Consider the following 24155-nt stretch of genomic DNA (forward strand, 5'->3'; position numbering starts at 1 on the left):
CCTTTTCTACTAGGTGGATTTAGTCTCTATAAACTTTACTGTTTTGTATGATTAGATAACAAATTCCATAAATTCCGGTGAACGTAGTCTGCCGCTTTGGGTCCAGCTTCTCGTCTTGATTCTAGCCATTATCCGCGGTTCCATATAGGCAAAATTCTTGTCTTCCTTGAAGACCAGCCGTTTCTTCACGCGCTCAATCACGTTCTGGTGCGTGGTTGAGAGTCCTGATTCAATAATGCCTACTGGAAACTTAGTACCGTCAGCTGCATCAATCGAGGCTAATAAGGCAAAATTATTTTTTCTATAACCAGAAATATACACATCGGCATATGTCCAGTTGATTACTTTTTGCCATTGAATCGAGCGTTTGTTGATTTCGTATGTTGAATTCTCTTTTTTGGATTTAATAATAATACCTTCCATTCCTCGCAACCGAACCCGTTCAAAATAATCGATCGCATTTCCCTCGTACATTTCAATCTTTTTATATGTCTCATTTTCAGTAAACGCTTTGTCTAACAACTCTTTACGCTCAAGTAAATTTAATCCCGTGACGTCAATCCCTTTGTAGCGCATAATATCAAAAGCACAAAAAATCACAGGTTTCTTATTCTTCTTAGACAAAAACCTCGCGGACATTGCTTCAAAGTCTGGTTTCCCTTGATCATCCAATATGAGTAATTCACCATCAAGTACGGTGCCTTCTGGTACAGGACATCTAAGTAATTCTGGGAATTTATGCGTAATTAAGTCATTCTGCTTCGTATACACATACAGCTTATCCATGTTGGAAAGAATACAACGTAAACCATCTAATTTTAATTCTGCAATATGATTCTTACTGTAAAATGGTTTATTATTCTTGGCATTGTACAGCATCATAGGAGAAATGAACATATGAAATCACCCTGTTCTAAATGATACTTCACTATGAACCTTCTGCCTAATGGAAACTGTTTCCCCTGTTAAAAAACGTTGCTATTAATAGAAGTAAAATATAAATATATCGATGATGTCACACTTGAGAGGTGCCAATTGTCTTATAAGTGTCAAAACAAATAGGAGGTAATACAAATGGCACAACGTATAAATTATATGCAACAATCACCGGAGTTTTTCAAAAAAATGCTGGAATTCAGCAACGCAGAACAGCAAAGTGCTGTGGAAGAGAAGACGCTTCATCTCGTTCACATCAGAGCTTCTCAGATGAATGGTTGTGGATTCTGCTTGGATATGCATATTAAGCAAGCTAAGATTCACGGGGAAGGCGAGCTTCGTCTCTACCACATTTCGATCTGGCGTGAATCCACGCTGTTCTCTCCACGCGAGAGAGCTGCCTTAGCTTGGACAGAAGTCCTGACTAACCTGCCTGAGCACGGTGTACCTGACGAATTGTATAACCGTGTTCGTGAACAGTATTCCGAAAAAGAACTTTCGGATCTGACTTTCTCTGTCATGTCCATCAATGCTTGGAATCGCATTAACATTGCATTCAAGAATGTACCTGGTTCTGCAGATGTAGCATTTGGACTTACAAAAGCTGGCTTGAGCTAAGCAATACGCTTTTTAAAAAGAACCCTGCGAAGGGTTCTTTTTTTTATGATCCTGCACTTCCTTCTTATTCATACCAAAATCTGCATAATCGCCCACTCCTCTGCTCATAATATGTGAAAGATATTTGGGGCATAGGGGGATCATCTTGAGTCAAATAAGCAAACATATGGAAGTAAACAAAGCCTATCTCACTGAACAATTTGCGGATTGTTCAGACTTTGTTATGCGGTCATTTGTTTTAATGGATGAAACTCAGCTTTTACTCGTATATTTGGACGGAATGACTCGCTTACAAGGCGTTGAGGATAACCTGCTCAAGCCACTTCTCTTTAACGGTTTGCCTCAAGGTATTGATCGCTTACAGTCACTATCTGAAATGTTCAGACGTGAATGGATACCATTAACAGATATAAAGACGGATAATTCTCTAGCGAATCTAGTTGATCACGTGCTGCATGGCAACTTAGGCATCTTGGTGAATGGTGAAGCTTCTGCCCTCATTGCGCAAGTTCAAGGTTACGAGACGAGAGGTATACAAGAGCCCAAGAAAGAAGCAACCTTACGCGGCTCCAAGGAAGGCTTTGTCGAGAATATTCGCACGAATACGACGTTAATTAGACGACGAATTATTCACCCGCTTCTGAAAATGGAATCCTTTACGGTCGGTACATACACACAAACCGAAGTAATTATTACTTATATGAAAGGACTTGTAGACGAAAAAGTATTATCCGAAGTTCGAATAAAGCTAGATAAAATCGAGTTAGATGGCGTTATTGATTCATCCTATATCGAAGAATGGCTGGAAAACAGTTCCTTCTCTCTCTTCTCCCAAATCCAGAATACCGAAAGACCCGATATCGTGGCTGCAAGCCTATTAGACGGAAAGCTTGCAATCCTCACGAACGGAACCCCCTTCGCCCTTATTCTCCCTATTACTCTCTGGTCAGGTCTGCAATCTGCAGACGACTATTTCGAACGGTTTATATTTGTTATCATCACTCGGATGATCCGATACATTATGACGTTCATTTCATTTGCCTTACCTGCTATTTACGTCGCACTAACAACGTTCCATCCCGAAATGGTCCCGAATTACCTCATGATTGGGATCGCAACGGCAAGGGAAAATACACCATTCCCCACCGTTATTGAAGTGTTCCTCATGATGTTTATTTTCGATGGATTACAAGAAGCAGGTGTTCATCTCCCCAATCAACTCGGGCCCGTCGTCAGTATTATCGGTGCCTTGGTCATCGGACAAGCCGCTGTTGAAGCCGGTATAATCTCGACGCCGATCATTATCGTTATTTCCTTAACAGGTGTTGCTGCTTACACGATTCCGAGGTATAGTGCCACGCTTCCTTTCCGTATAATCCGGTATCTCATGCTATTCATCTCAGGTATGCTTGGCTTCGTAGGTTTCGCTTTTGGCATGATCTTCTTGTTGATCCATTTAGTATCACTTGAATCCTTTGGAACGCCTTACTTAAGCCCGGTAGCTCCATTCGATGGCCGACGGATTAAAGACATGCTCATCCGTTATCCCTTCTGGATGAAGAACGGTCGAAACAAGAAAGGACGTTCAACATGATTCGAGTTATCAGTCAAACATGTTTTTCTCTCTTTCTCATCGTATTTTTCACCGGCTGCACCGATTTCGTCGAGCCTAATCAACTGGCTTTTGTCGTAGGAACAGCCATTGACCATGTTGAGAACGGGAACATTGAAGTTAGCCATCAGATCGCAATTCCTTCTCAGATGAATGCCAAAAGTAGGGGAACCGGCAATGCAGATAGTTTCTTCGTCATGTCGGCAAGAGGGAAGGACGTATTTGAGGCAACTGAGAAAATCCAAAGAGATATGTCCCGTAGATTGATGACGAGCCATCGTATACTGATCGCGATCAGCGAAGAATTTTTCAATAAGAACGATATTAGCAAGTTATTTGATAAGCTGGGCAGAGACCCAGCAAATAATCAACGAGATATTACACTCATGATTAAAGGCAGCAGTGCCAAGGATTTCCTTCTCCTTAAGCATCCATTAGAGAATCTATCAAGCATTGCCGCTGGAAAAGAGATGCATATCAACGGAATGAGGAATTTTTCAACCAGACAATTTATTATCGACAATGTATCCGAAGAACACCGATCTCTTGTTCCCACTTTCCAGATCAAGAATAGGAAGGTAAACACAAAAAAAGAGGAGCCCCTTGCCCTATTTTCCGGATATGCCATCTTAAATAAGAAACTGAAAGTCACTGGTTTATTGGACGATGCGGAAGGCTCCGACGTTGCTTGGATATCTGGTAAAGAAAAATCACAAAGTCTTACCATTACTTGGAAGGATGGCACCGGTATCTTATCATTTCGTCTAACACATCTTAGTAGCCAATTTCAATCCGTAAGTGACAATGATCCTCAACGGGTTGCAGTAACTGTGAGGGCACAAGCCTATCTTCTGGAAAACACCACCTCATTAGACATGTCCGTTGCAGACAATATCGTAGAAGTTCAGCAATACGTGGACGAGCAAGTCCAAAAAAAATTACAGCTAACACTGGGAAAAGTTCAAAACTGGGGAACCGATGTTTTCGGGATTGGGGCTTATCTTCATCGCCAATATCCATCCTGGTGGAAGTTGCAAAAAGACGATTGGGATAATAATTTCAAAAGAGTCGACATCACTGTCCAAGCGAAAATACTAATCAGGTCGTTGGGAACTCTAGGCGGGCAATTAAAATGAGGGGGATAAGGAGTGGGAAGTATGAAAGTAAGCGGTTATCAAATCTTTTGGATGATTACAATTTCCTCCATCATCTTGGTTTCCTACCTTCCCATCCAATTAGCCGCGGAGGAGTCGCGTCAAGATTGTTGGATATCCATTCTACTTGGAAGCATGATCATGATTGCAATCACTTGGATCATGCTCCGTGTATGCATGCAGAATAAAGATAAAACGTTAGTCAGTTTCATGAAAGATCTCTTGGGCACTGTGATTGGTAAAATCGTTGTCATCCTGTATTTCCTGCTATGGTTTATGCAAATGACCAATATTGTAAGATGTATGGCCGAATTTGTAAATTTAGTTCTCGTTCATAACACCCCAATGATTGTCATTATCTTATGCATGTTATTTCTCGTTGCCTATGCGGTTCATAAAGGAGGCCTTACGACGATTAGCCGTTGTGCTGAGATTATTGGTCCTGTATTCGTATTCATGTTTTTCGTACAGCTATTCTTGAATCCTCAGGACATGGAGTTGAATCGGATGCTGCCCATCTATGTAGATTCAGGTTGGCTACATATACTTAATGGGACCTTTATGGCATACAGCCAAATGGTAGACCCCTCCATCATTCTCATGCTTTTCTTTTTCGCTGAGAATAAGCGAACCGCCAAGAGAGCGATCCTGTGGGGGACTACGCTATCCATGATATGGGGTGTACTAGCCACTTTGGTGCTTCTGTTCATTACAGGTCCTAATATGCTTGCTAAATTAGTCACTCCTGTCTATTCACTAACCAAATTTATATCCATTCTCAATTTCGTTCAGAATATCGATGCTTTCTTCATACCACTATGGCTGATTGGTGCCTTCGTTAAAATTGCGGTATGCTTGTTCATCCTTAGCTATGGTTTATCGGAGTGGACTGGATTCAAGAATTGGAAGTTGATTTCTTGGGTGATGACTTTGATCATGTTCGTCTTTGTGATTTATATCACTCACCATATTCGGCTTTCGTACACGACTAAGAATATGTTTCTTCTTTGCTACTTTTACCCTGCCGTCTACCTTGTTATACCCTTGATTTTATGGGGCATCGGCAGTATTCGTAACAGACGTAAAACATCGATAATCCATTAGTTTACATGTTGGAGCTTGTCAGGATTAAAGATGGCATAAATTCGTTGAATGTTCTTCGTGTGGGCATCCCATTCAAAGCAAATAACCCCGGTTGTTTCGCCATCTTGCGTTAAAAGTATCCCTGGCTGATCATTAACCTCAACAAGCGTTGCTTTCGTTTCAGGAAAGCGACTATCGGACAGCGCATTGAGTATCTTGAGCACTCGTTCTCTATTAAAGATAGGATGAACTGCTGCTGATACTTTGCCTCCACCGTCTGCAAACAAGATGACATCTTCGGTTAACATATCCACCAAGGATTGAATATTACCATTCGATATTGCTGAAATGAATCGTGTCACCAGTTCCTTTTCTTCAACCGGATGGTGGGTTGTCATTTCATTGTTTTCTGAGGAGTCTTCTACTTTTTTCTTAACACGACTGAAAATCTTACGGCAGTTCACTTCCGATTTGTTAATCATCTCACCAATTTCACTATGCTCATAGGCGAAGACCTCTCTAAGAATAAACACAGCTCTCTCTGTAGGTGTAAGTTTATCCATCAAAATAAGAAAAGCATATGAAATCGTATCATGACGTTCTACGCTTTCTAATGGACGATCCTCATTGAGTTGCACTGTTGGTTCTGGAAGCCAATTGCCAACGTAGCTGATTCTCTTTTTGCGCGCGGACTTTAATTCATTCAGACACCGGTTAATCATCATTTTGCTTAAATACGATTTCATATTATGAATATTTTCATTGTGAGAACCATGCATGCTTATGAACAAATCTTGCACCATATCCTCTGCATCAGATCTAGAGCCCAACATCCGATAAGCAATGGAAAATAAATGAGGTTTGTAAGTGATATACAATTCTTCCATACTGCTAATGGGTTGATCCACGGTGTAACTTTCCATAATACTCCTCCTGCTTACTACGAGTAATCTCGGTCATATCTACTTATTATTCTTCATCTTCAAGTGAACCATGCTCAGTAAAAGAATAAACATTGCATGAGACAAACAAAGCGTCCTTAGATAAGACAACTGGCGAAGCCTAAGTGTGACATTTATTCTCAATAAAAAAAACAGCCAAAGAATTGGCTGTTTTACTTGAAGCATTTACCTCGGCAACTCGACAGATACCTCACGACGGGCTGACGCAGAACGTAGTACCCCATCAATGATTGCTTGCTGGATGAGAATTTGGTCCCCAGGAATGGGTGCAGGTCGACCATCTCGCACAGCTTCAGCGAAATCATGAACTTTTTGATCAAATAAATTCAATTTATGTTCAACAATTGGAATTGGCGTAGAAGTATGGCCACCGAATTCATCGTGAAATAACGTAATGGAACCAACAGATCCATCCCAAACACCTGACCAAGGTCCAGAACCTGCCGGCATGACCTTCAGGCCTGCATCCGTACCGAGGAACATTGTTGGACCGAGCGTATCCATGTGCATCGCCCACGATATTTTGAACTGCAGCACAAGATCGTTCTCGAAACGCACCATAGCGACACCGAAATCTTCAACCTCGAACTTACTTGCTTCTGGATGGTATTGTGCATTTGTACCGAAATGGTTAGACGTAAAGGCAGACACGGTAAGCGGTCGAGGGTATCCCAACGTGTTCAGTGCCATATCCAATGAATAACAGCCAATATCCGCCATCGCCCCTGCACCAGCCAGTGCTTGACTGATGAATGTCCCGCCTGGCATACCACGACGACGCCCGCCACCCGTCTCTACATAATAGACATTACCAAGACGCCCAGACTGCACAATCGTTTGTAATAGCTTCATATTCGGATCATAGCGCGGCTGGAAGCCAAGTGTTAACATTTTGCCGCTTTCTTTTGCTGCCTGAGTCATATCAATGCCCTCTTGCAGGGTCACTGACATTGGCTTCTCAAGCAGTACGTTTTTACCGGCACGCAATGAATCAACTGTCGTCACATGGTGGGAGACATTTGGCGTACAGATACTAACCCCGTCCAAATCCAGGCGCAATAAATCAGCATGTTTTTCAAAGTAAGCCGCTTCCGTCAAACCTTCCGCCTGCGTAAATGCGAACGCTTTACCCGGAATCACGTCTGCCACACCAACGATCTCAACATAGTCTAGCTTTTTATACGCAGATACATGGGCCCTAGCAATGCCACCAGTTCCAATAATACCAATACGAAGTTTTTTGCTCATTGTCGTCAATCCTTCTTTCTACTGAAAGTATAAGAAATCAAATCATTCTGTATGGTGATACAGATTGACAATAGCATATAGACGCACAACTTTTTAGTTCATATTGGTGCCACAGAAAGTGCAATATCGCGACAATAGGCTAGTGGATGAATCCTCAGACAGTCACTCTACCTAACAAAAAACAACCAGCAGGAACTGGTTGCCTTTATCTTAATCCTGATTTACGTGATATCTCCCCTTGGGTATGACTAACGGTGAACCTGAAACAGGGTCTTCAATGACCGCACAATCTAGCCCAAAGATGTCTTTCACCAAGGTGCTTGTGACAACCTTTGAAGGCTCGCCTTCTGCCACAAGCTTTCCTTTGTACAGTGCAAAAATATGGTCGGCATAACGCGCGGACAAATTAATATCATGAAGAACCATGACAATCGTCGTCCCGTGTTTCCGGTTAAGATCAGTGAGTAGGTCAAGAATCTCAACCTGATACGTAATATCCAGATAAGTTGTTGGTTCATCGAGAAATAAAATATCGGTTTGTTGGGCAAGAGCCATCGCAATCCACACGCGCTGTCTTTGACCACCTGAAAGCTCATCAATATTTGCATTGGCAAGTTCCGTAATATTCATAATTTCCATGGCTTCGGCTACGGCTTCATAGTCTTTCATGGTCCATCCGCTAAACAACGCTTGATGCGGAAATCTACCGCGCCCCACTAAATCGGCAACGGAAATACCTTCCGGTACAATGGGAGATTGCGGCAGTAGACCCAAAACACGAGCCAATTGCTTCGGCGGAATTTTATCGATTTGCTTTCCATCCAGGGTAATATTTCCTGATTCCGGCTTAATGAGCCTTGCCAATGTCTTGAGAAGCGTAGACTTGCCACAGGCGTTTGCTCCAATAATAACACTGACTTTGTTACTTGGAATCACCAGGCTGACGCCTTGGATGATGGTTTTATTATCATAGCCCGAAACGGTTTGATCGGCTTGAAAAAGATGTGTCGGCTTCATTATAAATCTCCCTTTCGATTCATTCGGATTAGCAAGAAGATCAGATACGGTGCTCCAAGGATTCCGGTTATGATACCTACAGGGAATCTGGTTTCGAAAGCGAATTGCCCGATGAGGTCTGATGCCAAAACCAAACTAACGCCAACTAGCCCCGCCGGAATTGCGTTTGAGAAACCAACCCCGACTAATCTTTTGGCAATCGGTCCCGAAAGAAAAGCGACAAAGGCGATTGGACCCGTTGTAGCCGTAGCAAGAGCAACCAGGAAGACGGCACTTAGAATTAATGCAATTCTTGTCATGTCTGTGTTTACACCTAGTGTAGTGGCCGATTGTTCGCCAAGCTCCAACAGACTCAGATGTTTGCCGAGCACGATAAGGAAAGGCGAGATGATCAGTACCGTTATGATCAGAGGCGGAAGTTCATACAATTGAACGCCATTGAGACTGCCGCTAAGCCATCTGAACGCTGCAGGTAGATCTTGCTGTGCACCGACCAGTAGCAAATAAGATATGACAGAGTCCAGCATAGCTTGTATTCCTATGCCGATCAGAATTAATCGCCCGATCGAAAATATTTTTCCTCTGGACAATAGATAAATGAACAGCACAGTAGCCAACCCGGCAATCACGGAAGCAAAGGAAACAACCGTGTTGTTCGCATGAAGGATCAGGATGCAGAATACAGCTGCCGCGCTCGAACCAGCGGTGATGCCGATGACATTCGGGTTGGCAAGTGGGTTACGCAACATGGTCTGGAAGGTATTTCCCGCAATACCGAAAGCAAATCCGGCAAAAAGACCTGCTAACATTCTCGGTAAACGTACGGTATTGATCGCAAATGACACACCTTGAAGCTCTTCCCCCATGAGCACGCGAATGACATCTTTGACCGAGTAAAAAGTAGTCCCCAGTAAAAGCATGGCACAGCAAAGCGCGAAGGAGAGTAATGCAAGTATGCTAGTAACAAGGACCCATCGCCGACGTCTTTGACGTCTTCCCGCCATAATAAATGCAATAGATGTATTTGTCATAATGAACGCACTTTCGATTTCATCGCTAGAATGATTAGTATTGGAGCTCCAATAAACGCAGTGACGACACCAACTTCGAGCTCTCCAGGGCTACCGACAAGCCGACCGATGACATCAGATATTGTCAGAATGATGGCTCCTGAGAGGGCTGACATTGGAATAACGAAACGCAAGTCAGGACCAAGTATTAGGCGAATGACATGCGTTGAGATAAGCCCGATAAAGCCAATGGGGCCAGCGAGAGCAGTCGTTGCGCCGCACAAAATAACCCCTGCAAAGGCTGCAATAAAACGTAATGTACCTGTTCGAATCCCCAGCCCAGTCGCGAGTTCATCTCCCAGTGCTAACGCATTGAGTGCGGGGCCAGAAATGATGCCGACCAGTATACCAATGATCAGAAACGGGGTAAAAGTAGCGACGGCATCCCAAGTAGCTGAGCCTACGCTGCCAACTGACCAGAACCTGAATTGATCCATGACATAAGAGCGTGGCACCATAATCGCACTGACCAACGAAGATAGGGCGGCACTTGTGGCAGCCCCAGCCAAAAGAAGCTTAATGGGTGTGGCACCGCCACGCCCCATTGAGCCGATTCCAAATACGAAAATCGCAGTAAGTGCTGCCCCGGCTAAAGCCAACCAAATATATTGATTAGCCGTCGTGATGTTTAAGAAGGCAATGCCACAAACGACGAATAACGATGCGCCTGTGTTAACCCCCAGTATGCTCGGATCAGCAATCGGGTTACGCGTGACCGCTTGCATAAGCGCGCCAGAAACACCGAGTGCTGCACCGCAGAACAAACCAAAAACGGTTCGTGAGAACCGTTTTTGAACTATGCTCGCCCCGTAGGAGTCGACATTGGGGTGAAATAAACCATCGAATACATCTTGTAATTTTACCACTCGAGAGCCGAAGGCTAGGGATGTAATTACGCAAACGACAAGCAAGATTAGACAGATCAGTAGTACTGACACAAAATGCTTTGGAATATGCGAGTTTAGTTGTGTGCTGTCTGAAACCGATGAACGATTCATGGGTTTATTTAACTGCTGCTGCGATTAATTTCAAGTATTCATCAATCGTAAAAGAGATTGAAAGAGGATTTGGGTTTCCGGAAGCTGCCAGAGGTGTACCATTACCGATCATGACAACAGCACCTTTTTGAACCGCTGGAATTTTACCAAGAATAGGATCTGCTTTAACGGCTTGTAATAAAGCGTCGTCTCCATATCCGATTAAGATATCCGCATCGTTAAGTGCATCCGCATTTTCAGAACTTAATTTCAAGTTGTAAGCGGTAGGGTCTGTAATTTTTTTCGTAACACCTTCCGAATAAACCATGCCTAGCTCAATCAAGAAAGCACCACGAGGGTCAGCAGCTGTATAAATATTAATTTTGGATAAATCCTTTGCGGAGAAGTTGGTAAATGCAACTTTTTTACCTTTCAACTGCGGATACTCGCTGGCTTTTTTCTTGATCAGATCTTCGGTGTCCTTAATCAGTTTTTCGCCTTCAGCTTTCATCCCCATGCCTGTAGCATTAAACAGGACTTGTTCACGCCATGTAGTTACCCAAGGGCTTTTTGCATAGGCAACTACTGGAGCGATTTTACTAAGCGTTTCATAATCTTTTTGTGTGATACCGGAGTATGCAGCAAGGATAACATCCGGTTTTGAAGCTGAAATAGCCTCAAAATTAAGACCATCCGTATCTTGGAAAACATTAGGCTTATCTACGTTAAGTTCTTTAAGCTTTTTAGCTGTCCAAGGCAGAAGGCCGCTTTTATCTTGTACACCGTAATTTGCCGCTGAGAAACCTACAGGTACAACCCCTAACGCAAGTACAACATCATGGTTAGCCCATTGAATCGTAGCAACCCGTTTAGGTTTGCTTGGAATTGTCGTTTCACCAAAAGCATGCTTGATTACGATTGGATATTTCGTTGCATCTGCGACCGTAGTTGCCGCAGCAGTAGCAGCAGCACTCGCAACTGGCGTTGCTGCTGGAGTTGAGCTAGCAGGCGTTGAGCCTGATTTCTCCGATGCACAACCAACAAGTGGTATCATAATCGCAGCTGAAATAAGTAAAGTTTTGAATGAGATTTTTTGTTTTGTAAGCATTGGTATTCCCGCCCTTTTCTTTTTTGTTTTGCGCTTTTTTACGATCGTCTCGTTCGTCAACATGACGATCTGCTTAAAAATAGCCGAAACCTCGACAGGTCCGGCACGCAACTTGGGGATAGTTGGTTTTCATGTTGTAACACTTTTTAATTGTGATAATGATTATCATTGTCACAACTATATATCCCACCTACTAGGTTGTCAATGAAAAATTTACGAATGACATATGCATGTTTATTTTTCGAGAATTAACAAATCCCCTCTGAGAGGATGCGCAAAAAATCCCGATGCATCCTGGCTTCGAGCCGCATCGGGATTGAAAATTTGTGACAATTTTACGACAATTGAATCAATTGGAGATTCTAAGGTTGCGTGATTGTAAGATCCGTTCCGCCAAATTCAACGTTTACATTTCCTGATTTGATAGTCGATCCAGTCCAGTTAAGCAGGGCATAATTATTTGCCTTTAAGGCATCAATGATCCTATTATCCGTTCCGCCGCCTTTTCCACTTAAAAAGTACATTTTCTGCAGAACTGTACTATTCAAAGTTTCCTTTAGCGTGCTGGTAGCGTCTGTTAAATCGGCAGAAGTCGGGTTCGTGATATTATGGTTCTCGTAATAAGAATTCACGATGTCATTATAGCTATTCGTAACAATCGCGTACTTAGGATTGATGGTGCTAGTGATCGAGTCCGGCATGAGACTAAAATAGAAACCATGATGCGCAACCTGATAAACGCTAATATTCCCTACGATTTCTTCTATTTTTCTCCCAACTTCGTAAGAATAATTTTGATTACTATTCTCACCTACATCAGCGCCCAAGTATGTTCTGAAATTCGTTCCCGTACTTGTTGTGCACTTTAACAACAAAGTTGCAGCGTTCAAGTTTTCATCCCATTTGTTTGATGATAATTGTTCTATGATTGACTCATGGTTCCAGTCGTTTCCATTAAACCATGTCATTGTAAATTTCCCAAATGAAATCGTATCATACATGCCAACCGAAACGTAGCTGCCTTGTGCATTTTTAGTAAACTTCTCAATTTTCGCTTTGAACTTATTAGCCGATAAACCTCTAAGCTCTGATAAAGAACCAACATCATTATCGAAGGCTTCATACGGCTTTATTTTACCGATCGGCATGTTTTTAACTTTAGCTGCAGCAATAATCGCATTCGCTCTGTTGGCAATACTGGCTTCACCCGAATACGTTGATGACGGATCTGCTACGTCCTTTAGATAGAGTGTCGTGTTGGCATCCGCAAAACTAGCGATTGCCGCTTCGGCACCCCCTGCATGATCGCCATGCATATGTGAGAAAGCGATAAAAGACAATTTCGTCGATCCAAGTACGGATGTTAAATATGGCGCTACATACGTTGTGTAATCTCCACTCGTTCCCGTGTCAACCAAACCATAGCTTGCCGTAGTACCGCTAATTGTTTTAATTAGGGTAGCATTTCCTTTTTGACCAAGGTTGATAAAATAAACGCCAGCTTCAGCAGGAGCAGCAGCAAATGAGGTTATATTGAACATAAGCAAACCCATACAAAATAGGAAAAGTGATGCTATTTTCATTCTCAATTTTGCTTTCATAATCATACTCTCCTCTATTATTAGATTAACCTAATCGTGTTTCATGCTCTGACAAGTGTCTAACACAATCATACAGCAGATACTCCGACTCCTCGCCGTTATGAAGGATCGTAGTGACGGACGTATTGTGCAATTCATCACCCGTTGACTCATCCTTCATTAATTCCTTAAGGGTTTGTCCAAGGAAATAACCGTGAGTGACGACAAGCACCTTCCGGCCAGCATACCGCGAAGCTATATCCTGAACAAAGTCGAGTCCTCGCGCACGCATGGACTCATGGGTTTCTTGAGCCATATCCAGCTCGTTCCAATTCTCTCCCCATCGTGCAACTCGTTCCTCTTCGATCGTGTCGGCGATTAATCCTCTATCCATTTCACGCAGCCGCACATCAAATAAGTCAACCGGCTTGCCGATGGCGACAGAAATAATTTCCGCTGTTTCTCGCGCTCTTCTTAAATCACTTGAGATAAAGACGTCCCATTGCTCTTCAGAGAGACGCTTGGCAACTAATGCCGCTTGCGCTCTACCCGTTTCATTCAACGGATTTTGCGTATGACCCTGTGCTCTCTTCTCCAAATTATGATCGGTAATCCCGTGCCTGACGAAAGTAATCGTGGTCATCGTCTTTCCTCTCCCTCAGATATCTTTATCTCTTATATGTACTTTGGTAAGGCAAGGATCGAAGCGACCTCCACCGTCTCTCCTTTTTGCGGAAAATACGCAGGAATTCCTCTCGTATTTTGCGACCTTGGATGACGGCTGTGCAGTGTAATAACCGCTTTAGGAGCTATTCGCTCGATCATATCGGCGATGGCTTCCGGATGCGCGTGCCCACCGTTGCACAACGAATGGCCGGTAATTCCGAATGTTTTCAAATATTTCGCCACATCAGCATGATCAAGTTTTACGCTATAATCGGATTGAATGAAATGTGAACACCCCTGCAAATCACCGAGCGTTTCCAATTCAATCATATGGGCAAGATCGGGAAATTTATAAAAGTAAACATATTCGTTTTTCCGTTCGGCCATTTCTTCCAAGGAAATCGTCTGGTAAGGTACTTGAATCCTGTCCGTGACTGTTGCATCGACGATTAGAATATCAACGCCAAGCGCGGGATGCCCTTCTAGAATACGCAGACCCTCTTGATTGGCCCTATGCCAGATGATGGCATGGGAAGCCTCCATGACAACTTTTCGCCCTTTTTCTACCGCAATGGCAATCATGTCGGCCATTCGCTCCAAATCCCGTGGCGACATTTGCAGGTAAATAAGTCCACCCGCTTCATCCACGATATTGGCATACCGAGACAGCAGTTCGTCTTCCGTCATCTGGTTGGACAACACAGCAGATGGGTCCGCTGTAAGACGCGTTCCTTCCGTAATTAACAGGTCGATCCGCTTCTCACGGCAAAGTTCGATGAACCGGTCGATCCGTTCCGGATGTTTGCCTTGTTTTCGCCAATCTCCTGTATAAGCGATTTTGTGGTCGCCGCCGTCTATAATAATACCCGCCGTCCCAGTAGCATTGTGGTCCATCTCGACGATCTGCATCGTAAATTCGCCGAAATCCACGACACTCAAATCGTCGCACACCATAATTCGTGCAGCCGTATCAGAGGAATGGCCTCCTGCAACCATTCCCTGGTACAGGGAATGCGCGTCGTGATTCATATATACGGGAATATCCGGGTTCGCATAAGGAAGAAGGGCCATATGATCCGTATGCATATGGCCAATAAACAAATGGATTCCCTCGTAATGAGGAAAATCAATGTTACCCCAAGAACGGCGTACCTTCGCCATATCTAGTTCCTTGATATGTTGCGGGTCGTACAGCTCAAGTATCGGAGCGGTCATTCCGCCAAGCAAGAACTGCCGCAGCTCACGACCGGGTGTTGCTCCTACAGGCTCGTACAGCGTCAACTGTTTAGGGAACAGCAGGCTGCTGTGCTCGACACCGAAATCGAAGAAAACAGCCTGTTCACCTTTTCCGTAGAGAACCTGTACGCCGCCCGATTCACCTACCCCGCCAAAAAAAGTTAATTGCCCTTTGTGCATTACGCTCGACTCCCCTACTGCGGATTCGCTTGCCGCCAGTCATTAAGCATCTGTTTGGATTTGGAGTCAATATTGGCAATTGTCTTGTCTACATCTTGCGTACCTTTGCTGAAGCGAATAATTTCATCCTGAACGATGCGATCTACGTCCGTAAAGGAAGGAATCCATGGCTCCAAATATTTCTTATAATTTTTAGAATTCTCGCTAATCTTTTTGATGATATTGAACTGCGGGTTTTTCACCAAAAATTCCTTCGTTTCATTTAATTCCATAGCTTTCGTATTCATCGGATAATAGCCTGTGTTCATAAACCATTTCGCTGACACCTCTGGGGTCGCTAGGTATTTCAAGTAATCCCATGCACCCAACAAGCTATCTTTATTGGCACGGTCAAAAAGATAAACAGCAGAGCCGCCGATTCCGGTACCGCTCGTGCTCGCCCCGTTAACGCGTGGTAATTCTGCAACCCCTACATCAAACAAGCCTGCGTCAATAATATCCTTCTTAAATCCACCCATCGACGCCGTAGATGCCGGAATCATCGAATACAACCCAGACTGAAATCCTTTCGTTGGCGCCGCATCCGTAAATTCTGCACCTCCAGTAGCAAGCACTTTCTGCCACTCGGTCAACAATGTTTTCAATGTGCCGTCGCTTGTCATCGTCATTGCGGTAGGTGTACCTGTTCGTCCTTCTTCCTTATCGAAAATATATTTGTTCTCTCCTTGCATCGGAATCCACGTCCCGAGTAAGAAAAAGCGCAGTTGTGCGCTAATACCGTAGCGCTCGATTTTGTCCCCGTTTTTCACTTTAAGTGCATCCACCGCTTTTGCCAGTTCCTCCAGTGTTTTCGGTGGATTTTCCGGATCCAGTCCTGCACTGCGGAAATGATTTTTGTTATAGTACAACATGATGGATGAATTCGAGAATGGCAATCCGAGCATTTTGTCATTGTACTTAGCGTATTGCAACGCATTCGGGTTCAAATCGCTTGCGTTCAATCCAGATTTATCCTTGTCGATAAAGTTTTGGACAGGAACAATATATTTAGAATCCTTCACATCGAAAATCCCTTTAGAGCTGAGCTGCATAATATCTGGTAATTCTTCCTGCGAACCGGATCGAAGAACAGCCGCTAACTTGGTTGCTGCTTCGTCATACGTACCCTGAAAAACTGGCGTAATCGTGATACCCTTCTCCTTGCCGACCGTTTCATTATAAGCTTTGGCCGTACTTTCAATATTCGCCGCGGCTGCACCCGTCATAGAGTGCCAAAAATCAACCTTAACAGGAGCACTCGGCAATAAGCTTTCTTGAGTCAGAGCACTCGACACTGGTGTAGATTCTTGTTCTTCCTTGGCAGCACACGCTGTAATAACGGAGAAGCATACGCTCAACATTAATAAAGTTCTCAACTTGTTATACATGATTCGATCTCCACTCCTATTGGTTTTCTGTTTACTATTTCTTCCCTAAAATTTTCAAACCGAGCTGCTATTCGCCAGCGACAGTAAATATTGACCGACTTGATAAGAATAGCTGGCCGTCAAATCCTTCAATTTCTCTGGCATACTGTTATTTATCTTAATCTCGTAGACGAAATCGCCCTGATACCCAATTTCGTTCCATAGCGGCATAATGGATTCCCAGTCGATATTCCCGTGGAAAGGAAGTAAGTGATCATCGGCCAATCCCTGGTTGTCATCAACATGCAACGCGATAATCCGCTTGCCTAACAGTCGAATCGGGCGAAGCTGGCTTCCATATACTCGGTTAGCGTGTCCGATATCCCAACATACCCCGACGCGAGGATCGTTGTAGGAGTCAACCAATGCAATCAACTCTTCGGCAGTTACTCCGAAACGCCGATGACCATTGGCGTCGAACATGTTTTCAAATGCCAAATTGACATTCAAATTCGCCGCTTGTTCCATAATGGGGTCATACACTTGATGGTTCAGCCGGAGATTAGCTTCTAGGCTATGCTCATCCAAGTTCATTTCCGTTAAGGGATGAAAGACGGCCGCTTTCACACCCAGAACGCTGCTTGCGATTAAAGAACGACGTGTAATCTCGTTGAAGAATGCTTCCTCTTCCGATCCGGCAGGGTATCGTTTGCTCCCAGGCAAGTAAGGCGGATGCGACTGGCTAAATTCAACACCGGCCTTCTCAGCTGCTTCTTTAATTCGGTCAAGCGCGACTTCCCAATCCGGACCGTTCAGTTCGGTTTTGTTGTGAATCATCGCGCACATGTTGAGGTCTAGTACGGAGAAACCGGCATTTTTACACCTTTGGATCGACTCCTCATATCCAATGTGCACATCTTCTTCTCTTCGTTCTCTAAACAAACTTGTCATTGTTGCCAAGCGCATGGTCAGACCTCCTAGTCACTTTTTATTTTTGGAACGGTTGAAATTTTTCTGATAGTTACTTTATTCCGTTCACTCTTATCCAACTTATCATCATTACTTGCTTTGAATAAACCAATTTTCGTTAACTGGAAGTAAATAAATTGTGAATTTCCACCGCCAAAAAATTACATTTGGCGGTGAATATGTAAATCCCTTACCGAATTGCGCTCAATTAATGTGGGTTCCAGCTTCAAAGAAACTTCTTGGGCATTCTTATTATGCATACGATTCAGCATCGCTAGGCATGCCGCTTCACCCAGCTGCCTTTTATGTCCATCGATGATGGTCAACGCCAATGGTGAATGGGCAGTAATGATTGATTCTTCATAACCCATAACGGAAATGTCTTCTGGTATTCGCACGCCTTGCTTGTACAAATATCGAATAATTCCCATCGTGATCCCATCGCTCCCGCCAAAAACCGCATCAGGCCTAATTCCTTTCTCCCACAACTCATTCATCGCTTCGTAACCGCCCCTGCCTGTATACGGAGAATGGATAACATGCATTTTTTTCTCTCCAAGATGGCTTTCCTCGTGAAAGGCTGCTGTAAAACCCGCCAGTTTTTCTATGGAATTCACATTATCGATGGGCCCATTCACAAAAGCGATGTTGTTGTGACCTTTCTCCAGCAAATGCTTAGCGACAAGATAACCTATCTGATAAGCATTGACGGATACGGAATCGACGCCCTCGTAAGTACGGCCAATAATGACGACGTATATATTTTCCTTTCGGAGACTCTCAATAAATTGGCTGTCGAACAAGCCTCCAATGATAAATACCCCGTCTACACGCTTGTTTTTGACAATGTTCGGCAGCTTGTCACGCATAGAAAAACGTTCGGTTAGTAAGGTATAATCCGTATTTTTCAATCCTTCATTGATGCCGAAGCTCACATCGAAAAGCAGTGTTTCGGGAATCGAATCGAATCCGTAAGACAGGTTTTCCTCTCCCGAGGTTACAAAGATCAACCCGAATGTCCCTTTTTTACTTGTCGTCAGTGCCCGTGCAACCATATTAGGTACATAGCCCAGTTTGTGAATGGCTTGCAGTACCTTGTATCTCGTTTCCAGCTTGACTAAATTACTTCCGTTTATGACCAATGAAACTGTGCTTTTGGACACACCAGCTTCAAGAGCTATATCCATAATTGTGACACCCATAAAATCCTCCCGTCGAATCTCCTGCTATTCATAACTATTTTCCAATATATATGACCAACTCATGCGATTTGTTAACCGAAGATTAACTCTATGTTAAATCTCTCCCATCCAATTGACAACTTTTTTTAGTGTGATGTAATATGATCTTGTGTTGCCAGGCTGCTTTGTTTGAGGGGCCATAATTGGTTGAAATTCGGAGAAGTGCCTATTACTTTTGGAACGTTCCAAATTTATTGAGCCTTCGGCCACCTATTAAAAATGTTCGGAGGGTTATCGTCTCATGGCCAAATCAATGTCTTCACCAATTAACAGTAGTATTCCTTCGTTGCCCTACACGGTAACTAGCAAGCGCAAGCGCAGAAAAGATATATGGAAGGCTTATTTGTTCGTCCTGCCAATCATCCCGTTTATCCTCGTCTTCGACTACTTTCCATTCTTGCGTACCTTCATCTACAGCTTATCCAGTGTCAATGCTCAAGGCAAAATCATTAGGTTCGTCGGTTTGGATAATTATATAAACCTGTTCGGCAGGCAGGATTTTATCAACGCGCTGCTTGTAACGTTAAAATTTACGGCTATGTATGTACCGCTGGCCATTATCTGTCCATTGCTGCTTGCCCTAATTGCGGCTCCGAAGAGTCTGTTTGCCAAAACTAATCAGCTGTTATATAGCATTCCAATGGGTGTTTCCATGGCGGTAACTTGTTTAATCTTCGAACAATTTTATGCTCATTCTGGACTCTTAAATTACTTGCTAAACCTACTTGGCCTCATGCAGAATACAACAGATATCAAGTGGCTGCATGACCAGACGTGGGCGCTCCCTTCCCTTGTGGTCCCGATGGTCTGGACTCATATCGGGTTCGACTTCCTTCTTATGCTGGCTGCTGTGCGCAATGTTCCGCAGGATTTGTTGGAATCGGCCGAAATGGATGGCGCTAGTTATTGGAAAAAAACGTTCCGCATTACATTACCTCTGATATCGCCTACCTTATTCTTTGTTGTATGTACACAGATCATTGTCGGGTTAACCATGGTTGCCCCTGTTATGATCTTAACGAAAGGCGGTCCGCTTGGCGCTACGTCGACTCTCATTTATTATATTTACACATCCGGGTTCCGCAGTGTTAACTACTCACTTGCAAGCACAGCAAGCATTTGCGCCTTTATCCTCACGTTTATCTTCTTGTTGATCAACTTTCTATATGAGAAAAAAGGGGTGGTATACGAATGACATACAATCGAAATTTGAAACTTTACATAGGAGCTGCCCTCAAACTGCTGCTGGGCTTGATCGTAGCATTTCCAATATTTTACGCGATCATGGCCGGATTCAAAACGGAAAGCGAGTTCGGGACATTTCCACCTTCGATCCTGCCGCATAGCTTTGCCTATTTGGACAATTTCCGTACCGTTTTGTTCGAAACCCGAATTTTGCGCTTCATGTGGAATTCATTCTTCATAGCGCTTGTCGTTACAGTAGTACGGCTCATCCTATCTAGCTTGGCTGCCTACGCCTTTGCTTTTTTAAAGTTTCCCGGAAGCAATTTCTTATTTTTCTTTATTCTTGGCACGATGATGACCCCTTCGGAAGCCTTGCTGATCTCTAACTTTATTACGGTCAGCAAGCTGCACCTGTTAAACAGCTATCTTGGCATTATGATTGTGTTCTTTGTATCAGCTACGCAGGTATTCATGTTTCGCCAATACTTCAAAACGGTGTCGGGCACTTTGCGGGAAGCCGCGTTTTTGGATGGTTGCAGCGACTTGCGGTTCTATGCCAGAATCTGTATCCCCGTTTCCTTACCGATTATTATTTCGCTTGGCTTGTCATCGTTCGTCGGTGTGTGGAACGCTTACTTATGGCCGTTGCTCGTTACTACCAAGACAGAAATGCGAACTGTGCAAGTAGGCATCACGCTGCTGACTGCCCATGAGGGGTCCAACGATACCCTTGTTTTTGCCGGGATTGCGGTTATCATGATTCCATCCATTTTGTTTTTCATCTTGTTTCAACGAAATATGGCGGGTGGCATTTTTAACGGGGCTGTGAAAGGATAACAAGCATTAACTTCTAGAAGGCGGCGGAAAGAAATGCTTATTAGCAGTCAAATGAAAAGATTACTGCTCATGAATGCAGTATCGATCGTTATTTTTAACTACATTGGTATTTTCGTTAATTTATTTATATGGGAAAAGAATAACAGTATCTCCGAGGTGGTCTGGTTCAATCTCATCATGTTTATCACTTGGACATTGGGGTTTGCGGGTGGTTACAGATTATTAACTAGCTATACGACCCGTGTATTGATTCGAATAAATGCGTTCTGCGGAGCCATCGTTTTCCTACTTTTATCGATACTGGAATTGGATAACCGACTTCTCTGGATCACGATTATCTCCGTGCCGATCGGTATCATGTGGGGATTATATGCCGTAACACAAAACATTACATTGAGCATGTATGGGAAAGGGAAGGATTTCGAGCAATATTTCTCAATAGCCAATATTATTAACCAGCTTGTCTCCATCGTTAATCCGATAGCCTTTGCTCTTATTATCAAATGGATTGGTTACTCTGGCTCCTTTTTACTATTGATGTTTTTTGTCGCTATCTTACTACTGGTTTCATTCTATATTCCTTCCATTACCCTCGCCGGCCAATCGGAGCGACTGTTCCGCGGTATTCAATTTCGGCTGGTGTTCTCCAGCAGCACCCTGCGTTGGATGGTTCCATCCTTTATGGCAACGGGTATATTTTTGCAGTTTCAAGTTTTGTTTTCGCTAGTGTTTACATTTACCGTATCCCAAGACAAATTGGTTATTGCCATACTGAATGTACTGAATGCTTGCTTCGCTATGGGGGCGATGTTCATGTATAAGCGTTTGAAGGTCCGTGAGGGGACTTGGCTCACCATTGGTATGATTTTTGTTTCCGTTGGTATTCTTCTGCCTTTGTTACCTAAGGCCCCCCTGCTTATCCTTTCAAACATTTTAACTACCATCGGTATGTTTTATTTTGGGACGGTTTGGAACACTCGACAATTCAGAGTGATTACTAAGCAAACAGCTATTCAACAAGCTCATATTTTTTTATGGCGTGAATGCTTCTTGAATGCTTCCAAAATACTCTTGCTTATATTGGCCTTATCGGTAAAGGAGATTCATGGAGGCGCATTTATGCTATTAATTTTGCTAGCGCTCGTCTGCGCTTTAATGGTTCCCTATTTCTCGGGTAAGAGTGCCGAAATGTTCGAGAGACAGTCTTAGTGAAAAAAATCCCGATGTATCTAGGCTTGGAGCCACATCGGGATTTTTTTCTTATCATTAGTTATTTCCAACTTTAAACTTGACCTCTTCGTCTGTTATATCAATAATGCTCAAAATAAAATCCAAATTATTCCTTTGTACAAATGTATTTTCGCTACTAAAAAACAACTTATTCTTATCACGAGATTTTTTCAATAGATTAGTCAGTAGAAGGAAATTTTCTTTTTGCATATTATCAAATTTTGATACAGAGCTAACTAATTTTTGAACGATTCTTCCGTTTTCCAATTCATCATTTAATTCCTCTATATATGCAAAAAATCTCCCCAATAATCCCACTACAACATCACTGATTTGTATAAATTTATCTTCCTTAGAATTTTTGAATGTAAAATTTCTATCATTCTCAAAATTAGTCGTATTGATTATTTCTTCAATTGTTGGTTCATTATCAAATATATGAAATGAATTTATAAATATATCGGGTTTAATCAGGTAATATTTTGAATAATCTTTAATGATATACTCATTTTTACCAAATCCAATAAAATCACTATCGTCTTTCTGCTTATCGAAAAGTTTCCATAATTCATCATACATCATCATCCTACCTAATTCTTCAAACTTATCTTCTACAGGAGGCAGGTTAGATTTTAATCGTTTTAAAAAAGTAAGCCAATCTTCACAAAAATCTGTTATAGCACTCTTCGGAATTTTAGGATATCCATATTTTGTTAGTATTTCGCATACTTGATCTACATTGCTAGCCATATGTTTATAAAGGGTGTGTCCGAACATAAGTTCCTGCCCCATAATATTCTCATTATCTGTGTTTTTATCAATTATTAACTTCAAAATGTCATTAACAATTGCGTATAAATTATCAACATTTATAAAATGAATATAAATGTCATGTTCAAAAATCCATTTCAAGATTGTATTAAGTTGTTTTGATCTCAAAGATTCTTTAAAAGTTAACTTTAGAATATGTTTTGATTTCATCTCAGTTATATTACTTTGTAACTTTAGTTTGTCATGTAGATCTTCGGGATTACCAATAAATTTATTTTCATCAATAACTATTCCCCCTAGCACAAAATTTTTATTAACAGGGGAATTAAACTTACTTCCTTTTATCCAAAATTTCCTTGGATTATTTGTTTCATCATAATAAAATTTGAGTTTCGCATCTATGTCACTACCACTGTCAATAATTTCATTGCGTAGACTGACAATTTCCTCCTCAGATATTTCTTGTCTAATTCTATTAAATTCGTTTAGTAATATTTTTGCTACTTGCTTCCCAAAAATAGAAGCATCGCCATCTGTTGTTTTACGTCCTAATAATGCTTCTAAATCTAATTTCAATTTCTTCTTTAGCTCTGTATCTAATTTTTGAATAAAAATAATTTCGTCGATTTTTTCATTATCTTTTATACCTTTTTTTACCATCTCATTAAATAACTGAAGTATAAACGTATTTAATTGTTCTTCAGAAATTTCTTTTGTTTGTTTTGAGAAAAAACTATTATATAACCTTAAAATAGGATTTTTTTTTGTATTCACCACTATCACTCCAATCATTTTATCTGACGTAATACTTTAAAAAACACTCGTCCAATACTTCTCTTATTCTAGTGAATAAAAAATCAGCATTTAAATCTAGCTTCACCTTACCACTAATGCAAATACTACCCGCTTTTACATACGTTTCTCTTACAACTTCTGATTTTTGTGCTTCCTCCACCTTATGTTTTATCCATCATCAATCCGTAATGAATGATCGCAAATCCACTGTTCTAACTGAATGAACTTCAAAACACTCACAGAAATAGATTTGCCGCTACACAATTAATTACTA

At 42.4% G+C, this 24155-nt stretch carries 21 protein-coding genes; 7 read left to right on the forward strand and 14 right to left on the reverse strand.

From position 1 onward, the window contains the following. Window positions 1–51: 51 nt before the first annotated feature. On the reverse strand, window positions 52–897 hold the full coding sequence (locus AC58QM_RS29335) for an ATP-dependent DNA ligase (protein ID WP_497288331.1): 846 nt from the start codon (window positions 895–897) through the stop codon (window positions 52–54). Window positions 898–1074: 177 nt separating this feature from the next. Here AC58QM_RS29335 and AC58QM_RS29340 point away from each other — a divergent pair, with 177 nt between their 5' ends. The 4 genes from AC58QM_RS29340 to AC58QM_RS29355 all read left to right on the forward strand — a co-directional run bounded on the left by AC58QM_RS29340 (window position 1075) and on the right by AC58QM_RS29355 (window position 5424). Next, the gene (locus AC58QM_RS29340) at window positions 1075–1554 is read left to right on the forward strand and encodes a carboxymuconolactone decarboxylase family protein (RefSeq protein ID WP_497288332.1); all 480 of its coding nucleotides are present in this window, start codon (window positions 1075–1077) and stop codon (window positions 1552–1554) included. 145 nt (window positions 1555–1699) lie between these two features. Next, window positions 1700–3148 (forward strand): spore germination protein, encoded by a 1449-nt coding sequence (locus AC58QM_RS29345; RefSeq protein WP_497288333.1) that lies wholly within the window; start codon window positions 1700–1702, stop codon window positions 3146–3148. Further along, window positions 3145–4302 carry a Ger(x)C family spore germination protein gene (locus tag AC58QM_RS29350; protein ID WP_497288334.1) on the forward strand — a complete coding sequence of 386 codons (1158 nt, stop codon included), beginning with the start codon at window positions 3145–3147 and terminating at the stop codon, window positions 4300–4302. The genes AC58QM_RS29345 and AC58QM_RS29350 overlap by 4 nt, the downstream gene beginning before the upstream one ends. Before the next feature lie 21 nt (window positions 4303–4323). Then, window positions 4324–5424, forward strand: coding sequence for a GerAB/ArcD/ProY family transporter (locus AC58QM_RS29355; RefSeq protein ID WP_497288384.1), 1101 nt, complete (start codon window positions 4324–4326; stop codon window positions 5422–5424). Here the strand turns inward: AC58QM_RS29355 and AC58QM_RS29360 are convergent. From AC58QM_RS29360 to AC58QM_RS29415, 12 genes are all read right to left on the reverse strand, one after another. After that, a complete protein-coding gene (locus AC58QM_RS29360) occupies window positions 5421–6326 on the reverse strand; it encodes an RNA polymerase sigma-70 factor (protein ID WP_497288335.1) in 906 nt (301 codons plus the stop codon). The genes AC58QM_RS29355 and AC58QM_RS29360 overlap by 4 nt on opposite strands. A gap of 204 nt (window positions 6327–6530) precedes the next feature. Then, window positions 6531–7613 (reverse strand): Gfo/Idh/MocA family protein, encoded by a 1083-nt coding sequence (locus AC58QM_RS29365; protein ID WP_497288336.1) that lies wholly within the window; start codon window positions 7611–7613, stop codon window positions 6531–6533. A 210-nt stretch (window positions 7614–7823) separates the two neighbouring features. Then, a complete protein-coding gene (locus tag AC58QM_RS29370) occupies window positions 7824–8630 on the reverse strand; it encodes an ABC transporter ATP-binding protein (RefSeq protein ID WP_497288337.1) in 807 nt (268 codons plus the stop codon). Continuing rightward, complete coding sequence (locus AC58QM_RS29375) at window positions 8630–9661, reverse strand: FecCD family ABC transporter permease (protein WP_497288338.1); 1032 nt, start codon at window positions 9659–9661, stop codon at window positions 8630–8632. The genes AC58QM_RS29370 and AC58QM_RS29375 overlap by 1 nt, the downstream gene beginning before the upstream one ends. After that, window positions 9658–10698: a FecCD family ABC transporter permease gene (locus tag AC58QM_RS29380; protein WP_497288339.1), complete on the reverse strand. Its 1041-nt coding sequence runs from the start codon at window positions 10696–10698 to the stop codon at window positions 9658–9660. Before AC58QM_RS29380 ends, AC58QM_RS29375 begins: the two co-directional genes overlap by 4 nt. 4 nt (window positions 10699–10702) lie before the next feature. After that, on the reverse strand, window positions 10703–11785 hold the full coding sequence (locus tag AC58QM_RS29385) for an iron-siderophore ABC transporter substrate-binding protein (protein WP_497288340.1): 1083 nt from the start codon (window positions 11783–11785) through the stop codon (window positions 10703–10705). A 362-nt stretch (window positions 11786–12147) separates the two neighbouring features. Further along, window positions 12148–13386: a ComEC/Rec2 family competence protein gene (locus AC58QM_RS29390; RefSeq protein WP_497288341.1), complete on the reverse strand. Its 1239-nt coding sequence runs from the start codon at window positions 13384–13386 to the stop codon at window positions 12148–12150. A 25-nt stretch (window positions 13387–13411) separates the two neighbouring features. Further along, window positions 13412–14008: a histidine phosphatase family protein gene (locus AC58QM_RS29395; RefSeq protein ID WP_497288342.1), complete on the reverse strand. Its 597-nt coding sequence runs from the start codon at window positions 14006–14008 to the stop codon at window positions 13412–13414. Between the two features lie 32 nt (window positions 14009–14040). Further along, window positions 14041–15447, reverse strand: coding sequence for an MBL fold metallo-hydrolase (locus AC58QM_RS29400; protein WP_497288343.1), 1407 nt, complete (start codon window positions 15445–15447; stop codon window positions 14041–14043). 14 nt (window positions 15448–15461) lie between these two features. Further along, on the reverse strand, window positions 15462–16874 hold the full coding sequence (locus AC58QM_RS29405) for an ABC transporter substrate-binding protein (protein ID WP_497288344.1): 1413 nt from the start codon (window positions 16872–16874) through the stop codon (window positions 15462–15464). Between the two features lie 54 nt (window positions 16875–16928). Then, window positions 16929–17819: a sugar phosphate isomerase/epimerase family protein gene (locus tag AC58QM_RS29410; protein WP_497288345.1), complete on the reverse strand. Its 891-nt coding sequence runs from the start codon at window positions 17817–17819 to the stop codon at window positions 16929–16931. Window positions 17820–17983: 164 nt separating this feature from the next. After that, window positions 17984–19024, reverse strand: coding sequence for a LacI family DNA-binding transcriptional regulator (locus tag AC58QM_RS29415; protein WP_497288346.1), 1041 nt, complete (start codon window positions 19022–19024; stop codon window positions 17984–17986). A gap of 280 nt (window positions 19025–19304) precedes the next feature. Between AC58QM_RS29415 and AC58QM_RS29420 the strand changes: the two genes are divergently transcribed. Genes AC58QM_RS29420 through AC58QM_RS29430 form a run of 3 tightly spaced genes read left to right on the forward strand, consistent with a single transcriptional unit; the run spans window position 19305 to window position 22294 of the window. Beyond that, window positions 19305–20258: a carbohydrate ABC transporter permease gene (locus AC58QM_RS29420; RefSeq protein WP_497288347.1), complete on the forward strand. Its 954-nt coding sequence runs from the start codon at window positions 19305–19307 to the stop codon at window positions 20256–20258. Continuing rightward, a complete protein-coding gene (locus AC58QM_RS29425) occupies window positions 20255–21085 on the forward strand; it encodes a carbohydrate ABC transporter permease (RefSeq protein WP_497288348.1) in 831 nt (276 codons plus the stop codon). Before AC58QM_RS29420 ends, AC58QM_RS29425 begins: the two co-directional genes overlap by 4 nt. Before the next feature lie 33 nt (window positions 21086–21118). Then, window positions 21119–22294, forward strand: a complete 1176-nt coding sequence (locus tag AC58QM_RS29430; RefSeq protein WP_497288349.1) for an MFS transporter — start codon at window positions 21119–21121, stop codon at window positions 22292–22294. 57 nt (window positions 22295–22351) lie between these two features. On the opposite strand, the gene AC58QM_RS29435 is transcribed toward AC58QM_RS29430, so the two are convergent. Then, window positions 22352–23860 (reverse strand): DUF3800 domain-containing protein, encoded by a 1509-nt coding sequence (locus AC58QM_RS29435; RefSeq protein WP_497288350.1) that lies wholly within the window; start codon window positions 23858–23860, stop codon window positions 22352–22354. Window positions 23861–24155: the final 295 nt, after the last annotated feature.

The organism is Paenibacillus sp. J22P165, from assembly GCF_059692015.1.

Bases quoted from the DNA above. Each gene is read 5' to 3' on its own strand.
- AC58QM_RS29430 (WP_497288349.1), top strand. From the start codon at position 21,119: ATGCTTATTAGCAGTCAAATGAAAAGATTACTGCTCATGAATGCAGTA.
- AC58QM_RS29400 (WP_497288343.1), bottom strand. From the start codon at position 15,447: ATGCACAAAGGGCAATTAACTTTTTTTGGCGGGGTAGGTGAATCGGGC.
- AC58QM_RS29375 (WP_497288338.1), bottom strand. From the start codon at position 9,661: ATGACAAATACATCTATTGCATTTATTATGGCGGGAAGACGTCAAAGA.
- AC58QM_RS29335 (WP_497288331.1), bottom strand. From the start codon at position 897: ATGTTCATTTCTCCTATGATGCTGTACAATGCCAAGAATAATAAACCA.
- AC58QM_RS29380 (WP_497288339.1), bottom strand. From the start codon at position 10,698: ATGAATCGTTCATCGGTTTCAGACAGCACACAACTAAACTCGCATATT.
- AC58QM_RS29350 (WP_497288334.1), top strand. From the start codon at position 3,145: ATGATTCGAGTTATCAGTCAAACATGTTTTTCTCTCTTTCTCATCGTA.
- AC58QM_RS29340 (WP_497288332.1), top strand. From the start codon at position 1,075: ATGGCACAACGTATAAATTATATGCAACAATCACCGGAGTTTTTCAAA.
- AC58QM_RS29385 (WP_497288340.1), bottom strand. From the start codon at position 11,785: ATGCTTACAAAACAAAAAATCTCATTCAAAACTTTACTTATTTCAGCT.
- AC58QM_RS29410 (WP_497288345.1), bottom strand. From the start codon at position 17,819: ATGCGCTTGGCAACAATGACAAGTTTGTTTAGAGAACGAAGAGAAGAA.
- AC58QM_RS29420 (WP_497288347.1), top strand. From the start codon at position 19,305: ATGGCCAAATCAATGTCTTCACCAATTAACAGTAGTATTCCTTCGTTG.
- AC58QM_RS29390 (WP_497288341.1), bottom strand. From the start codon at position 13,386: ATGAAAGCAAAATTGAGAATGAAAATAGCATCACTTTTCCTATTTTGT.
- AC58QM_RS29355 (WP_497288384.1), top strand. From the start codon at position 4,324: ATGAAAGTAAGCGGTTATCAAATCTTTTGGATGATTACAATTTCCTCC.
- AC58QM_RS29365 (WP_497288336.1), bottom strand. From the start codon at position 7,613: ATGAGCAAAAAACTTCGTATTGGTATTATTGGAACTGGTGGCATTGCT.
- AC58QM_RS29425 (WP_497288348.1), top strand. From the start codon at position 20,255: ATGACATACAATCGAAATTTGAAACTTTACATAGGAGCTGCCCTCAAA.
- AC58QM_RS29360 (WP_497288335.1), bottom strand. From the start codon at position 6,326: ATGGAAAGTTACACCGTGGATCAACCCATTAGCAGTATGGAAGAATTG.
- AC58QM_RS29370 (WP_497288337.1), bottom strand. From the start codon at position 8,630: ATGAAGCCGACACATCTTTTTCAAGCCGATCAAACCGTTTCGGGCTAT.
- AC58QM_RS29415 (WP_497288346.1), bottom strand. From the start codon at position 19,024: ATGGGTGTCACAATTATGGATATAGCTCTTGAAGCTGGTGTGTCCAAA.
- AC58QM_RS29395 (WP_497288342.1), bottom strand. From the start codon at position 14,008: ATGACCACGATTACTTTCGTCAGGCACGGGATTACCGATCATAATTTG.
- AC58QM_RS29405 (WP_497288344.1), bottom strand. From the start codon at position 16,874: ATGTATAACAAGTTGAGAACTTTATTAATGTTGAGCGTATGCTTCTCC.